The 15,331-nt window shown below is 65.3% G+C and carries 12 protein-coding genes; 10 read left to right on the top strand and 2 right to left on the bottom strand.

What is annotated here, in order from left to right; all coding sequences use genetic code 11:
- The first annotated feature begins 82 nt into the window (after positions 1-82).
- Positions 83-1,222 carry a muconate/chloromuconate family cycloisomerase gene (locus CIMIT_RS10795; RefSeq protein WP_038592847.1) on the top strand — a complete coding sequence of 380 codons (1,140 nt, stop codon included), beginning with the start codon at positions 83-85 and terminating at the stop codon, positions 1,220-1,222.
- On the opposite strand, the gene CIMIT_RS10790 is transcribed toward CIMIT_RS10795, so the two are convergent.
- Both CIMIT_RS10790 and CIMIT_RS10785 read right to left on the bottom strand, forming a co-directional pair.
- Positions 1,223-1,993, bottom strand: coding sequence for an alpha/beta fold hydrolase (locus CIMIT_RS10790; RefSeq protein WP_038592844.1), 771 nt, complete (start codon positions 1,991-1,993; stop codon positions 1,223-1,225). It lies immediately after the preceding gene.
- A gap of 22 nt (positions 1,994-2,015) precedes the next feature.
- Positions 2,016-3,167 carry an ATP-binding protein gene (locus CIMIT_RS10785; RefSeq protein ID WP_051905053.1) on the bottom strand — a complete coding sequence of 384 codons (1,152 nt, stop codon included), beginning with the start codon at positions 3,165-3,167 and terminating at the stop codon, positions 2,016-2,018.
- 249 nt (positions 3,168-3,416) lie between these two features.
- Between CIMIT_RS10785 and CIMIT_RS10780 the strand changes: the two genes are divergently transcribed.
- The 9 genes from CIMIT_RS10780 to CIMIT_RS10740 all read left to right on the top strand — a co-directional run bounded on the left by CIMIT_RS10780 (position 3,417) and on the right by CIMIT_RS10740 (position 15,314).
- Positions 3,417-5,363 (top strand): glycosyltransferase, encoded by a 1,947-nt coding sequence (locus CIMIT_RS10780; protein ID WP_038592841.1) that lies wholly within the window; start codon positions 3,417-3,419, stop codon positions 5,361-5,363.
- Between the two features lie 76 nt (positions 5,364-5,439).
- On the top strand, positions 5,440-5,880 hold the full coding sequence (locus CIMIT_RS10775) for a phosphatase PAP2 family protein (protein WP_328286426.1): 441 nt from the start codon (positions 5,440-5,442) through the stop codon (positions 5,878-5,880).
- Positions 5,877-6,884, top strand: coding sequence for a decaprenyl-phosphate phosphoribosyltransferase (locus CIMIT_RS10770; RefSeq protein ID WP_051904961.1), 1,008 nt, complete (start codon positions 5,877-5,879; stop codon positions 6,882-6,884). The genes CIMIT_RS10775 and CIMIT_RS10770 overlap by 4 nt, the downstream gene beginning before the upstream one ends.
- Positions 6,885-6,897: 13 nt before the next feature.
- Positions 6,898-8,715, top strand: coding sequence for a hypothetical protein (locus tag CIMIT_RS10765; protein WP_038592838.1), 1,818 nt, complete (start codon positions 6,898-6,900; stop codon positions 8,713-8,715).
- 75 nt (positions 8,716-8,790) lie between these two features.
- Positions 8,791-9,801 carry an alpha/beta hydrolase gene (locus tag CIMIT_RS10760; protein WP_038592835.1) on the top strand — a complete coding sequence of 337 codons (1,011 nt, stop codon included), beginning with the start codon at positions 8,791-8,793 and terminating at the stop codon, positions 9,799-9,801.
- Between the two features lie 246 nt (positions 9,802-10,047).
- On the top strand, positions 10,048-12,006 hold the full coding sequence (locus CIMIT_RS10755) for an alpha/beta hydrolase-fold protein (RefSeq protein ID WP_084674361.1): 1,959 nt from the start codon (positions 10,048-10,050) through the stop codon (positions 12,004-12,006).
- Positions 12,003-12,482 (top strand): DUF732 domain-containing protein, encoded by a 480-nt coding sequence (locus CIMIT_RS10750; protein WP_051904960.1) that lies wholly within the window; start codon positions 12,003-12,005, stop codon positions 12,480-12,482. Before CIMIT_RS10755 ends, CIMIT_RS10750 begins: the two co-directional genes overlap by 4 nt.
- Positions 12,483-12,494: 12 nt before the next feature.
- Positions 12,495-13,448: a cutinase family protein gene (locus tag CIMIT_RS10745; protein ID WP_038592829.1), complete on the top strand. Its 954-nt coding sequence runs from the start codon at positions 12,495-12,497 to the stop codon at positions 13,446-13,448.
- Positions 13,449-13,478: 30 nt separating this feature from the next.
- On the top strand, positions 13,479-15,314 hold the full coding sequence (locus CIMIT_RS10740) for a FadD32-like long-chain-fatty-acid--AMP ligase (protein ID WP_038592826.1): 1,836 nt from the start codon (positions 13,479-13,481) through the stop codon (positions 15,312-15,314).
- The last annotated feature ends 17 nt before the right edge of the window (positions 15,315-15,331 follow it).

The raw sequence follows: 15,331 nt of genomic DNA, 5'->3' as shown, positions 1-15,331 counted from the left end.
GAAGGCCCCCGCCATACATTGTCGTGGGGCCTTGACCCGTACTCTGCCCCACAACATATATAAGGACAACAGCGTGACAACTATGAATACTGATGCTGATCTGCGCATTGAGCGCGTGGAGACCCGCCTTCTCGACATCCCTCTCTTCCGTCCCCACGGATTTGCCACCTACACCGCCACCGCGCAGCCGATCCTGCTGGTCAGTGTGCATCTTTCCGGAGGCGTGACCGGCTACGGCGAGGGTGTGGTCCCCGGTGGCCCATGGTGGGGTGGCGAATCCGCCGAAACCATGCAGGTGATCGTCGAGCGCTACCTCGCGCCCGTCATGGTGGGCCGCCAGGTCAACGAACTTGCCGGTATCATGCAGGACTTCGAGGCCGTAGTGGCCAACATGCGCTTTGCCAAGGCCGCTTGCGACGTCGCCATGCACGACGCCTGGGCGCGAACGCTCGACGTCCCGGTGCGCGACCTGCTCGGCGGGCGCGTCCGCGACGAGATCGACCTGACCTGGGCGCTCGGCGTGCTCCCGCTCGAGGAGGCTGTCGCGGAGATCACCGAGCGCATGGAGACCATGGGCACGCGCTCCTTCAAGCTGAAGATGGGGGCCGGCGACCCGGATCGGGATACCCGTCGCATCGCCAGCCTTGCTGCGAGGCTGCGCAACTCCGGCGAGGAGGTGGGCCTGCGCATAGACGTCAACGCGCGCTGGGACCGCCTCACCGCGCTGCGCTACCTCCCGCGGCTTGCCGACGCCGGCGTGGAACTCTTCGAGCAGCCCACCCCAGCTCACGAGTTGGACACGCTGCGAGAGCTGACCACTCGCATCGGCGTGCCCGTGATGGCGGATGAGTCCGTCTGCTCCCCGGCGGATGCGCTCGCGGTCGTGCAGGCGAAAGCTGCCGACGTCGTGGCAATCAAGACCACCAAGCTCGGCGGCCTGCTGGAATCGAAAAAAGCCGCGGCCATCGCCGGTGCAGCAGGCCTGGCCTGCCACGGTGCAACCTCACTTGAAGGGCCATTCGGCACGGCGGCCTCGCTGCACTTTGCCTGCGCAACCCCGGAAATCACCTTCGGCTCGGAACTCTTCGGCCCGCTGCTGCTCAAGGAGAGCTACACCACCGAGCAGCTGGACTACTCCGACGGCGTAGTGCGCCTGCCCGAAGGTCCGGGACTCGGACTCGAACCGGACTGGGACAAGATCGAGCACTTCACCCGGCAGTAATTACGCAGACAAGAAGGTGCGCAGCGCGCGCGTGACTTCCTCCGGCACCTCCACGGTCGGGACGTGCCCGCCGGAGCTGAGCGTGATGGACTCCGCCTCGCCGCCGACGTGCTCCGCGATCGCGTGGACCACCTCGGGCGGGGTGGAAGGGTCGACCGCGCCGGAAATCGTAAGCACCGGCACGGTGATGTTGCCGAGCTCCTCGGTGTAGTCCCACCCGGCCAGGGCGTCGGCGCCGACGGCGTAGCCTTCGCCGCGGGTGGACATGATCATCCTGGTCAGCGCGTCGGTAAGCGCGGGGTGACTGGCGCGGTACTCAGGCGTGAGCCACAGCTCGATCGCGCCGCGCGCACGGGTCTCCATTCCCTCAGCGCGGGTTTCCTCCGCGCGCGGTGCCCACTTATCCGGGCCGCCGAAGTAGGAGGCGGTGCACATAAAGACCGCCTTGGTCACACGCCCGCTGGTCGCAGTGAGGTACTGCGCGATCGCCCCGCCGAGGGAGAGCCCGACGATGGCGAACTCATCGACCCCGAGCGCATCGAGCGTGTCGAGGACGTTGTTAGCCAGGTCGTTAATAGTGGTGTCACCCGGCAGCGCCTGCGGATCGGGGGACTGGCCGTGGCCAGGGTGGTCGATGGCGATGACACGGAAGTCCTTGGACAGGGAATCCAGCTGCGGCAGCCACATATCGGTGGTTGAGGCGATGGAGCCGAGGAACACCACCGGCTGGGCGTCGCGGGGGCCAAAGTCTACAGAGTGCAAAATCGTCATGCGGACAGTCTAGTGTCCTGCGCTAGGCCTTGTGGTTTTCTGAGGGAAAGGACAGCTGTTCCATCGCATCAGCGGCAGGGTGGTCACGGAGATACTCCCGGATGTAGGGGAGCTCATAATCCACAAAACCACGCCCGGTCGGCCGGATCATCTCGGCCTCGATGAGGCGTCTTCTGTACGTGCCTGCGTACTGCGTGTCCACGCCCATTCGCTCGGCAATGTCCGCCATCCGGGAAGGGCCGTCGTCTTGCGACATGGCGGTCAAGAAGGTGCGGTCGACATCCGAGAGATCGGCCAGCGACGGCTCGTGTACCAACTCGCCGAGCTTGCGGCGGGCAGTCACAATGCCCGCGCGCACTGCCGATTCGTCGATAACGCCCTCGCGTGCGCTGCGGAATGCGTGCTGCCCGACGAGCTGGATCATGAACGGGTAGCCGCCGGTCGCCTCGGTGCCGAGTTTGAGCGCTTCTGGGGTCCACGCGATGTCCACTTCGCGGGCGGGAGCTTCGAGGGCGTCGGCGACGTCGGCAAGCGGCACGAGCCCCATCTCGATCCGGTTCGCTCGGCGAAGGAAGGTGACTGGGTTGCGCCCTTCGTTCGCGGCGAGCAGGGGCTTCACCGCGCCGGGAATGCCCGCCATCGCGACGGCGATTTCGCGGTCTTCGCGGATCATGTGTTGCATCGTTGTGCCGAACTCAATGATGTCGCGCATGTGCGCGTAATGCAGCTCATCCAGCGTGATCAGAATGCCGGTGGGTGCCTGACCGCGTTGCTGGTCCAACTGTTCAAGAAGCGCAAAGCACTCTTCTAGCGTGGAACGCAGTGACGGAGGTGGGGCCTGCTCGGTGGCGCGGTCGAAGCTCAGGCCACCCCAGCCGAAGGGGAGATTGATGCTGCTAAGCCGGGTATTGTCCGGCTGCGCCTCCCGCATCTTTCGGATCAATGTGTCGCGGAGGCGCTCGTTGAAATGCTCGGTTGTGGTTTCCGAGATCACAATCCAGGACTGCTGCCGTGCGGCTTCTTCGAACTCGTTGAGGAGTACGGTCTTGCCAATGCCACGTGGGCCGGTGACGATAGAAATCCGCTCGTGAGTACCGGGGCCGTCGTAAAGCGCCTCGGCGAAGTCTTGGACATAGGAGTCGCGACCCGCCACGACGGGAGGGGTTTTGCCCATGGTGGCTGTGTACGGGTTGCGGGGGCGTCGCGGCAGCTGTGGCATGAAGCACCTCGTTTTTACTCGTTACTATTCTTACTATTCTTACTACTGTTACTATTTCGGCGCTGCACAACCGGTCGTGTATTCCCCACCCGAAAACCTCGCCGCCGCGCGAGCCGCGCGAGGCAATTGGGCTTCAAGCCATTACGCTGGGGTGGAACTGTCTTGAAAGTGCATGCAGTACACCGACATTGGAAGTGAGACCTCTTGGATACGCAGATTGCCGTGGAGACGCTGGCGCGCGTGCTCATGCCGCGCAAGGGGGAGCCGCACGACGTGCGCTCGCTCTACCTGATCGAAGCGGAGCAGAATAAGCAGCGCCTGCGGTGGGCCGACCGGACGAGCCTGACGGTGCCGGAGGGCCAGGAGGTCAGCTTCGAGACGTACTTCAACGCCTTCCCGGCTTCCTACTGGCGCCGCTGGTCCCAGCTGGATCGAGTAGTGCTCGCCATGGACGTTGAGGGCGCGGCCACCATCTCGCTCTACCGCTCCAAGCACGACGGCGTGCGAATCAGCGTGAAAAACGTTGAGGTCGCCGACGAGCACGTCGAGATCCCGCTGGAGCTAAAGAACTTTGAGGACGGCGGCTGGCTCTGGTTCGACGTGACCGCGGAGACCGAGACCACCATCACGAACGCGGCGTGGTGCGCTGCGCAAAAGCCGGAGGCGCAAAAGCTTGCCGACGGCACGTCGATCCCACCCCAGCCCAAGCAGGTCGCCGTGGGCATCCCCACCTTCAACCGCCCGCGCGATGCCGTCAACGCGCTGCACGCGTTGGCCGAGGACCCGGAGGTTGAGGCGCACATCAGTCACGTGCTCATGCCGGACCAGGGCAACCAGCACCCGGCGGACGAGCCGGACTTCGCCGAAGCACAGGCGGCGCTGGGCGAGAAGCTGCGCATCTTTTCCCAGGGCAACCTGGGCGGCTCGGGCGGCTACAGCCGCATCATGTACGAGGGGCTCAATAATACGGACGCCCCGTATATCCTCTACATGGACGACGACATCGCGATCGAGCCGGACTCCATCCTGCGCGCGGTGCAGGCCGCACGCTACGCGCGCACCCCGATCCTGGTCGGCGGCCAGATGCTTAACTTGCAGGACCGGGCGCAGCTGCGCACGACCGGCGAGGCCGTGGACCGCGCCACCTTCATGTGGGGCGCGGCCGAGCACGCGGTCTATGACCACGACTTTTCCAAGTACCCGCTGGGCTACGTCGGCACCGAGCAGGAGGAACTGGACCCGCGCAAGACCACCTCGCGCGCGCTGCACCGCCGCGTGGATGTGGATTACAACGGTTGGTGGATGAACCTCTTCCCCCGCGCCGTGGCCGAGCAGCTCGGCCTGCCCTTGCCGCTGTTTATCAAGTGGGACGACACCGAGTACGCCCTGCGTGCCAAGGAGGCCGGCTACCCCACGGTGACGTGGCCGGGCGTGGCGATCTGGCACATGGCCTGGGCGGATAAGGACGACGCGATCGACTGGCAGGCCTACTTCCACCTGCGCAACCGCCTCATCGTCGCCGCGATGTACGGCCCGGATGCGGCCGACGGCATCCTGCGCAACATGCTGAAGTCCACCTACAAGCACATCATGTGCATGGAGTACTCCACCATGGCCATCCAGGTCGAGGCGATGAAGGACTTCCTCGCCGGCCCGGACCAGCTCTTCGACGTCTTGGAGTCCTCCCTGCCGCGCATTCAGAAGATCCGCCAACAGTACCCGGACGCCAAGGTCGTCGCCTCCGCCTCCGAGCTGCCCGCGCCCACTGGCGCGCCGGGCGTGCCGACCAAGAACATCGGCGGTCGTCTGGCCAAGGTGAAGAAGCTGCCGTGGGCGTTCAAGGCGCTGCGGCATCAGCTGCGCGCCGAGGACCGCGCGCACTGGGACGCCCCGCAGCTCAACCTCACCGCCGAGGAGGCCCGCTGGTACACGCTGGCGCGCGTCGACTCGGCCACCGTCTCTACCGCGGGCGGGACAGGTGTGGCCTTCCGCAAGCGTGACAAGGCCGTAAGCGACGCGCTGCTGAAGGAGACGAAGGAGCTGCAGGCGGAGATCAAGCAGCGCTGGACTGAGCTGCAGGAAGAGTACCGTGCGGCGTTGCCGCGGCTGACCAGCCACGAGGAGTGGGGGAAGATTTTCGATGCCCAATAGTCCTTTTCCATCACTCGATACCCGCGAAGCAAAAGCGCTGATCGCCTTGCAGGACCGCGTGTACGCTCCTGCCACTGTGAAAACCGCCCGTACGCTCAGCCACTTCGGTGAGCACGACTTGGGCTGGATGGGTGTTGCGGCGGTGGGCGCGGCGTCGACAAGCAAAAATCGGCGCAAGTGGCTCGCACTCGGCGTGGGCACCTTCTGCGCACACGCGGCGAGCGTGGTGCTCAAGCGCTTGGTGCGCAGGCCGCGCCCGCACGATGCTGGCATCAAGATTGGCGTGAAGACGCCCTCGCAGCTGTCCTTTCCTTCCTCGCATGCCACGAACACGGCCGCGGCCGCGGTACACCTGGCGGATATTACGGGGAAGAAGTGGCCGTGGTTGCTCGTGCCGGTGATGATGTGTTCGCGTAACGTGCTCGGGGTGCATTACCCTACGGACACGCTGGCGGGTGCCGCGCTTGGTGCGGTAGTGGCCAGGGTTGTAGTTGAGGCGGAAAGGAAAACTCGATGACCGAGAGCCAGCAGGGCACACACGGCACAGAGAAGGTGTACGACGAGCCGCTGTTTAAGCCGGAGCCGCACACCACCGGGGTGGACATCAGCACGAAGCGCCAGCCCCCGAAGAACCTGCCGGACGCGATGATCAAGGGGCTGCGGCCGAAGCAGTGGGTTAAGAACGTCTTGGTGCTCGCCGCGCCGCTCGCCGCCGGCAACTTTACGGGCCGCACGCTTATCGACGTCGCGCTCGCCTTCATCGTTTTCTGCCTCGGTGCGTCTTCCATCTACCTGGTCAACGACGCCCTGGATGTGGACTCGGACCGGGAGCACCCCACGAAGCGCTTCCGTCCGATCGCTTCGGGCATGCTGCCGATCAAGCTGGCCTTCGGCATGGCGATCGCCCTGATCGTCGCGGCGATCGGTCTGTCCTTCCTCGCGACCGACGGCCCGGCGCTTGCCCTGGTCATTGGCATCTACATCGCCCTGCAGTTGGGCTACTGCTTCGGCTGGAAGCACATCCCGGTGATCGATATCGCGCTGGTGTCTTCCGGGTTCATGCTGCGCACCATGGCTGGCGGCGTGGCCGCCAATATCGACCTGTCGCAGTGGTTCCTGCTGGTCGCTGCCTTCGGCTCCCTGTTCATGGCCTCGGGTAAGCGCTATGCCGAGATGCTGCTGGCGCAGGAAACCGGCGCGAAGATCCGCAAGGCGCTGGAGGGCTACACCGCCACCTACCTGCGCTTTGTCTGGACCCTTTCGGCCACTGCTGTGGTGATGAGCTACGCGCTGTGGGGCTTCCAGCTGTCCAACGCCACCGATGGCCCGGCCGCGATCTGGTACCAGATTTCCATGGTGCCTTTCGTCATCGCGATCCTGCGCTACGCCGCGGAGGTCGACGGCGGCCACGGCGGCGCGCCGGACGAGATCGCGCTGGAAGACCGCGTCTTGCAGCTGCTCGCGCTCGCGTGGATCCTGTGCATCGTCATGGCTGTTTACGTCATTCCCGCACTGGCTTAGTAGTATCGCTGGAATGAACAAACAGGCCCGCCTTTCCCTGCTCGTCGCAGCGGCAATTGCGGGCATCTTCGCGTTTTGGGGAGGCTACACCCGGCGCTGGATGTCCGACGACGGGCTCATCGTCCTGCGCACGGTGCGCAACCTGCTGGCCGGCAACGGCCCAGTCTTTAACGTCGGCGAGCGGGTCGAAGCCAACACCTCCACCCTGTGGCAGTACCTGATTACTGTGTTCGGCTGGCTCACCGGGGCCCGGTTGGAGAGCGTGGCGATGTGGCTTGCACTCGCCTGTACCGTGATTGCCGCCGTGGCTGCCACCTACGGGGCGGGCAAGTTCTGGCAGGTGCGCCAGGTCGCGCCCGTCGTCCCCTTTGGCATCATCGTCTACCTCGCGCTTCCGCCCGCCCGCGACTTTGCCACCTCCGGCCTGGAATGGGGCTTAAGCTTAAGCTGGATCGCGGTGTGGTGGGTGCTGCTGGTGCAGTGGGCCAGCCCACAAGGCAAGCGCGCGAAGCCGATTACCGGTTACTGGCTGGCATTTTGGTGCGGGCTTTCCTGGCTGGTGCGCCCGGAGCTGGCGCTCTACGGCGGGGTCACCGGCATCGTCCTTATTGCGTACAGCCCAAAGAAGACGCTGGGGATTCTCGCAGCGGCGCTGCCCGTGCCCGCGGCCTACCAAATTTTCCGCATGGGCTACTACGGGCTGCTCACCCCGCACACTGCGGTGGCCAAGTCGGCTTCGGATTCCGAGTGGGCCCGGGGCTGGAACTACTTTGTGGACTTTGTCGGCTACTACTGGCTGTGGCTACCGGTCATCGCCGTGGCCGCGGTGGCGGTGTGGCTACTGCGCCAGGAGCGGGGGCGTCGATTAGCAATTGTGCTGCTGACTAGCGGTTGCGCGCTCGTGCACATCCTGTACGTACTGCGCGTGGGCGGCGACTTCATGCACGGGCGGATGTGGCTCTTCCCGTTGTTCGCGCTGCTGCTGCCGGTGATGGCGATCCCCTTTACTCGGGTCACCGCCGCGGTGGCCACAGCAATCGTGGTGTGGGCGACGGTGACCGTGGTGCGCGCGCACCCCATCGACTGGTTCGCCTATGATCGCGGCGAAAAGGAGCTCAATATTGTCGACGAGCGCGAGTTCTGGTCCTACGCCACCGGCAACAGCCCGGCCGACCCGCCGCTGTATGCCACGGATTTCTTGGGCTCCAAACTCATGCGCAACTGGGTCCCCACGGTCGAGTCCGGCATGGAGCACAACGCCGGCCAGCTCAATATCGCCCTGGTGGAAAAGGACCCGGGGCGCTTCAACTGGTACTGGCGCCCCCGGATGGATGCGGACGAGCTCGCGGGCAGCGACTTGGCTGATCTGCCGATGACGGCCTACCTGACCAACCTCGGAATGACGAGCATGAACGCGCCGCTAGAGATGCGCGTGCTGGACACCGTCGGCCTGGCCACCCCGCTGGCAGGCCGCATGCCGCGCGACCCGGAAGGGCGCATCGGGCACGACAAGTATCTGCACTTGGAGTGGCAGGTTGCGGATTCGGCCACCAAGATCGAGTCGATGCCCAAGGGCATGGACCGCGAAGAAGCGCGGCAGGCGCGCGCCGCGCTGCGCTCTGATGAGATCTCGGCGCTTCTGGCTAGCTCGCGTGAGCCGATGAGCCGCCAGCGTTTCTGGGAGAATGTGAAATATTCGCTGGGAGACGGTCGCTCGCTGCAGCTCGATGCGGATCCATCGGTCTACCTTGATGACGACACGCTGGAAGCGATCAAAAAGGGCGAAGACCCAGGGCTTTCGGGTACGCAGATCGCCTGGCCGCGGAATTAAATGGCCGTTCCCATGTCGACTTGGTAACGTTGCTGTAACCAAAAGCTGAGAATCAACATCGACGTTGGGAGAGTCATGTCCGCATCCAAATCGAAGCGGAGCCTGCTCGCGCTGCTCATGGCGCTGCTCACGGCGATCACTACGGTGGTCGCGGCACCGCAGGCACAGGCAGGCAACCGTGACTGGTTGCGCCCGGATTCCACCGGCCACTGCGAGTGGGACCGGGTGAAGTACTGGGTGCAGCGATGCACCGTGTGGTCGCCCGCGATGGGCCGCCACATCACCGTGCAGATCCAGCCCGCCCAGCGTGGTGGCAACGCTGGCCTGTACCTGCTCGACGGCCTGCGCGCCACCGAGCGCACCAACGCCTGGGTCAATGACGTCAACGCGGCTCGCCTGTTCAAGGACAACAACATCACGCTGGTGATGCCGGTGGGCGGCCAGTCCTCCTTCTACACGGACTGGAACGCGCCGGCCACGTACGACTTCAACCACCCGGTGACCTACAAGTGGGACACCTTCCTGTCGAAGGAACTGCCGGCCTACCTGCAGCGCCACTTCGGCGTCTCGCCCACCAACAACTCGATCGTGGGCCTGTCCATGGGTGGCACCGCCGCGATCAACCTGGCCGCGCTGCACCCGCAGCAGTTCCGCCAGACCCTGTCGTTCTCGGGGTACCTCACCACCACCATTCCGGGTGGGCAGACTGCGCTGCGCATCGCGCTTCTCGACGGTGGGCTGTACAACCTCAACGCGATGTGGGGCTCCATCTTCAACCCGCGCCGCTACGAGAACGACCCGTTCCTGAACATGGGCAACCTGCGCGGGCGCGATGTCTACGTCTCCGCGGGTAGCGGCACGCCTGGCCCGGCTGATGCAAAGTACAAGCCGGAGCACCGCGCGGCAGGTATTGCGCTGGAGCAAATTGCCAGCTTCACTACCCGCCTGTGGAGCGCGAAGGCGAACGTGACCGGCGTGAAGCACACCGCCGTGTTTACCCCGACCGGCCTGCACAACTGGGATCAGTTCGGCTCCCAGCTGGTGGCCACCAAGCCGCGCATCCTGAATGTGATGAACGCCTGGTAATTGCCGCTGCTTTCCACCGCCCCGTTCCCGCTCGCCTGCGGGGGCGGGGTTTTGCGTTGCGAGCTGAACACAATTGTCAGGGAAGCTCCCGGCGTGTCACCGTGTAAAGTCTCAAGTGAAACTTAACCTTTGGGTTATTGCAGCGTCGCCGAACTGGCTTATGCCGGGGGAGGGGAACCCCCGGACTGGCCGGACGTGCGACGCGATGCTCACATGACCGTTTTTTAGATGAGGCAGGACACCTTCATGCGCGAACACCGTTCCCCCAAGATGTGGCAGCGTGCCGCCCGCACGGCGGCAGTGCCCACCGCGATGCTCATGATCGCATCGACGCTCCCCGCCGTGGCACCGCAGGCTCAAGCACAGCTGAGCAGCAGTGGCAGCAGCACCTTCGGCGATTCCCGCGGCCTGTCGGACGCGATCCGCCCGAAGGACCCGCCGAAGCGCACGCCGATCGAGGTGGATGAGCACCCCGAGATCCCGGGCCTGCCCGATGGCGTGAGCGTGGACCGCATCGAGTGGTTGACCAACCGCCGCGTCGCCGTCTTTATCAAGTCCGCAGCAATGCCGGACGAGCTGGTCCAGGTGCAGATCCTCCTGGCTCGCGACTGGCACTCCAACCCCGAGGCGAAGTTCCCGGAGGTGTGGGCGCTCGACGGTCTGCGTGCCCGCGACGACGAGAACGGCTGGACCATCGAGACCAACATCGAGCAGTTCTACGCGGACAAGAACGTCAACGTCATCCTGCCGGTGGGCGGCGAGTCCTCCTTCTACTCGGATTGGCAGCGCCCGAACAACGGCAAGCACTACAAGTGGGAGACCTTCCTGACCAAGGAGCTCGTGCCGATTCTGCACAACCGCTTCCGCGCCAACGGTAAGCGCGCGCTGACCGGCATCTCCATGGGCGGTACCGCCGCGGTGAACCTGGCGGAGCGCAACCCGCACCTGTTCAACTTCGTCGGCTCGTTCTCCGGTTACCTGGACACCACCACGACCGGCATGCCGACCGCGATCAAGGCGGCGCAGCTGGACGCGGGTGGCTACGACGCCGAGGCGATGTGGGGCCCGCTGGGCTCGCAGGACTGGATCGACCACGACCCGAAGCTGGGCATCGAGAACCTGAAGGGCATGACTGTCTACGTCTCCTCCGGCTCGGGCCGTGACGACTTTGGTCAGCCGGAGTCTGTGGCCAAGGGCGCGGCGAACCCGGCCGGTGTGGGCCTGGAGGTCATCTCTCGCCTGTCCACCCAGACCTTCGTGGACTACGCGAGCCGCACCAACGTCAAGCCGATCGTGAAGTTCCGTCCCTCGGGCGTGCACTCCTGGGAGTACTGGCAGTTCGAGATGACGCAGGCGTGGCCCTACATCGCTAACTCACTCGAGGTGGCCGAGGCAGACCGCGGCGCGGACTGCACCCCGGTCGGCGCGATCGCGGAGGTGACGAAGTCGGGCGTCATCGGCACGTGCGTGAATAACGAGTACGACGCGGGCAAGGATACAAAGGGCAAGGCCCAGGACTTCCGTGGCGGCACCGCCTTCTGGTCGCCGGAGACCGGCGCGCATGCGCTCTTCGGCGCGATCCTGGCCAAGTACTCGGGCCTGGGCGGTGCCCAGGGCTGGCTCGGCTTCCCCACCACGGGTGAGATCACCGCGCCGGACGGCAAGGGCCGCTTCGTGCACTTCGAGCACGGCTCGATCTATTGGACCGCGGAGACGGGTGCCTACGCCATCCCGGGCGACATGTTCAAGGCCTGGGGTAAGAACGGCTACGAGACCGGTGACCTGAAGTACCCGGTCGCGGAGGCCACCAAGGTAGGCAAGGGCTACGTACAGCAGTTCCAGGGCGGTTACCTCACCCGCAACCCGGACGGCTCGCACCACATCGTGCACGGCGCGATCGGCAAGAAGTACGGGGAGCTGGGCACCGCCACCTCGGCGCTGGGCTACCCGACGGGCGGCGAGATTGCCATCAAGGGTGGGTTCTTCCAGCCCTTTGAGAATGGCAACATCTACTGGTCCGCCGGCACCGGCGCGCACGTGATCTACTACGGCGACATCTTCGACGAGTGGGGCAAGCGCGGCTACGAGCAGGGCGAGCTGGGCTGGCCCGTCAGCGACATGAAGGACATCCGCGCAGGCGGACTCACCATTGACTTCCAGCACGGCACCTTGGAACAGGTCAATGGCGTGGTGGTGAAGCGATGAAACGCCTGAAGGCTGCGCTTTGCTTGACGACGCTCGCGTGCACGCTCACCGCCTGCTCCGGCTCCACCACCGTCGAGGGTGACGACGTCACGCCGGCGGAATCGGTGACGTCGGAGACGTCGGCAGCGAAGGATGCGGGCTCGGAGGCGTCGACAAGCGAAAGCACACGCAGCTCCGCTCTACCGGCGAACACCGCCCCGCGCGACCAACCTGCGCAAGAGGTGACGGTCGCGCCGGAGCAGTCCTCGGGCTTTAGCCCGGAGGAAGAGGCGTACTTGCAGCAGCTCAGCGAGCGCGGGCTGAACATTGAGGGAGTTGAGGATCAACTCACAGCGACGGGGCGTACCGTATGCGCGGACGATACTGTCACGCGCGACGCGGTTGCCGGCCAGCTCGTGGAGCAGCGGCGCACCGATATGGACCCCGCTGCCCTGGGCACGCTGATTGCGGACACCGCGCGCGCGAACCTCTGTTAAGAAAGGGTTTCCATGCGCAAAGGGCGCAACGCGTTTATTGTTGCTGCCGTGCTCGTCGTCCTCGGGGTGATCGGGCTGGGCATCTACCAGTGGCAGACTACTGAGAACTCCGGCTCCCCGCTCTCCCCGATCCCGGGGCAAGACGACGGGGCAGAGACGAGCGCGCAGGCACCGGCCGAGCCGGATTGGTGCCCGGCGGTGGAGTTCGTCTCGGTGCCGGGGACCTGGGAGTCTTCGGCGGACGATGACCCGTTCAACCCCCAGGCCAACCCGAAGAGCTTCATGCTCTCTATTACGCAGCCGCTGCAGCAGGCCTACGACATCAACCACGTGCGCGTCTTTACCGTGCCGTACACCGCGCAGTTCCGGAATATCCAGACTGAGCGCGGGCGTCGCGAGATGACCTACGATGCTTCGCGCGCTGAGGGCAAGGCCAAGCTCAATGGGGAGCTCGCGCACGTGGCGACAACGTGCCCGAGCACGAAGTTCATCATCGCGGGCTTCAGCCAGGGCGCGGTGATCGTCGGCGATGTGGCCAATGAGATCGGCACCGGCGCGAACGCGGTGCCGCCGGAGCGCCTGCTGGGGGCGGTGATGATTGCCGACGGTCGCCGTGAGAACGGCGTCGGCGTCAACCCGGGCGTGCCACTGCAGGGCGTGGGTGCGGAGATCGCGCTGCAGCCGTTGCAATTTGTGGTGGACGGGGCGACCCCGGGGGCGACGATGACGGGGGCGCGGCCGGGCGGCTTCGGCGAGGTGGCGGACCGTACCTTTGAGATCTGCGCGCCTGCTGACGCGGTGTGCGATGCGCCCTCGCGTGTGGGCAATGCTTTGGAGCGGGCCCAGGAGTTGGTAATGGCGAACGGGAATCATGCGATGTATGCCACAAACCCGGATGTGATTCCGGGCACGACCACTCCACAGTGGACGGTGGAGTGGGCACGCACTACTATAGATTCTTTGTAGGAACTAACTAGTTTAGAAGGAACCGACTTCATGGATCTCCAAGCAATCATCGCCCGCTTCCTTGATGAGAAGGGCCAGATCGCCCTGCCCCCAAATTTCACCATCCCCGCCATGACGGAGATGCTCTACGGTGCCGCCCTCCAGGCGGGCCAGGCAGACGCGGTGAACATCCGCTTCTGGGACTACTCCGAGTCCGCCGAGGGCGAGACGGTGGAATACACCCGCCGCGAGGTCAACACCCGCATCAAGGCGATCGCGACCCGGCTGATGCAGGTGGGCAAACCCGGTGATCGCGTGGCTATCCTTGCTGGAAACTCGCCAGAGTACATCCTGGGTTTCATGGCTGGCATGTACGCGGGCCAGGTTCCCATCCCGCTGTATGACCCGAACGAGCCTGGCCACGAGGACCACCTGCGCGCCGTGCTCTACGACTCGGGCGCGACCACGGTGCTGACCAACAAGAAGGGCGCGCCCGCCGTGCGCGCCTACTTCGCAGATGTGCCGTCTGCCGAGCGCCCCCGCGTCATCGCAGTCGACGCACTGCCGGACACGCTTGCCGAAAGCTGGGCGCCGCTCGAGGTCGCCCCGGGCACCGATACGTCTAAGAACACCGCGTTTCTGCAGTACACCTCCGGCTCGACCCGCACCCCAGCGGGCGTGGAGCTGACCAACGAGTCCATCGTCTCCAACGTCATCCAGATTTACGCGGGCGTGGGCGTACACCAGCCGATGCGCCTGGTGTCCTGGCTGCCGATGCACCACGACATGGGCATCGTGGTAAGCACACTTTTGATCATCCTGGGCAACGAGATGGAGATCTTCACCCCGCAGGCCTTCGTGCAGCAGCCGAAGCGCTGGGTCGAGCGCCTCTCGCGCCGCGAAGGCGACCCGGAGGACATGCACGTCTACACCGTGGTCCCGAACTTCGCGCTCGACATGGCGGCACGCTACGCCGCGCCGGGCCCGGACATGCCGGACTATGACTTCTCCCAGCTCGAGTGCATCATCATTGGCTCCGAGCCGGTGACCAAGCCGGGCGTGGACGCCTTCTTTGACGCCTTTGGCGAACACGGCATGCGCCGCGAGGTGCTTCGGCCTTCCTACGGCCTGGCCGAGGCCACCCTGATCGTGACCACCCCGCAGGCCGGCAAGAGCGCCGAGATCCCGCGCTTTGCCACCTTCGACCGCGATGAGCTCGCCACGGGCAAGGCTACGAAGGTGGCCGACGGCGCAGGCGTGGAGTTCGCCGCCAACGGCCAGCCGGTCAACTGGATGCACTTTGCCATCGTCGACCCGGAGACGAAGGACGAGGTGGCCGAGAACAACGTCGGCGAGATCTGGGTCCACGGCCCGAACGTCGCGGGCGGCTACCTCGAGCGCAAGGAGGAGACCGCCGATACGTTTGCCAACACCATCGGCACCACGCTCCAGGAGGGCCTGCCGAAGGATGGCTGGCTCAACACCGGCGACCTCGGCGTGCTGGTCGACGGCGAGCTGTTCATCACCGGGCGTGTGAAGGACCTGGTGGTCATCGCCGGGCGCAACCACTACCCGCAGGACATTGAGGCCACCGTCATGGAGGCCTCCGAGCAGGTGCGCAAGGACTCCGTCGCCGCCTTCTCCGTTCCGGGCGAGGACGTGGAGCGCCTGATCATTTTGGTCGAGCGCGGCGACACCGCCGACGAGGCCGACGACGCCGCTGCGGTAGACGCGATCCGCGCCGCAGTCTCCAGCCACCACGGCATTTCCCCGGACGCAGTGGAGTTCTTCGCGCCGAACGAGATCGCCCGTTCTTCCTCCGGCAAGATCGCTCGCCGCGTGAACGCGAAACGCTACCAGGAGCGTGCTAACGAAAGCGCGCAGTAGGGCGATAGTCTTGGATG

It is taken from the genome of Corynebacterium imitans (genome assembly GCF_000739455.1).
GTDB classification, from domain to species: domain Bacteria; phylum Actinomycetota; class Actinomycetes; order Mycobacteriales; family Mycobacteriaceae; genus Corynebacterium; species Corynebacterium imitans.
The sequence above is the reverse complement of the archived record's forward strand: the minus strand, read 5'-3'. Positions and strand labels throughout refer to the sequence as shown.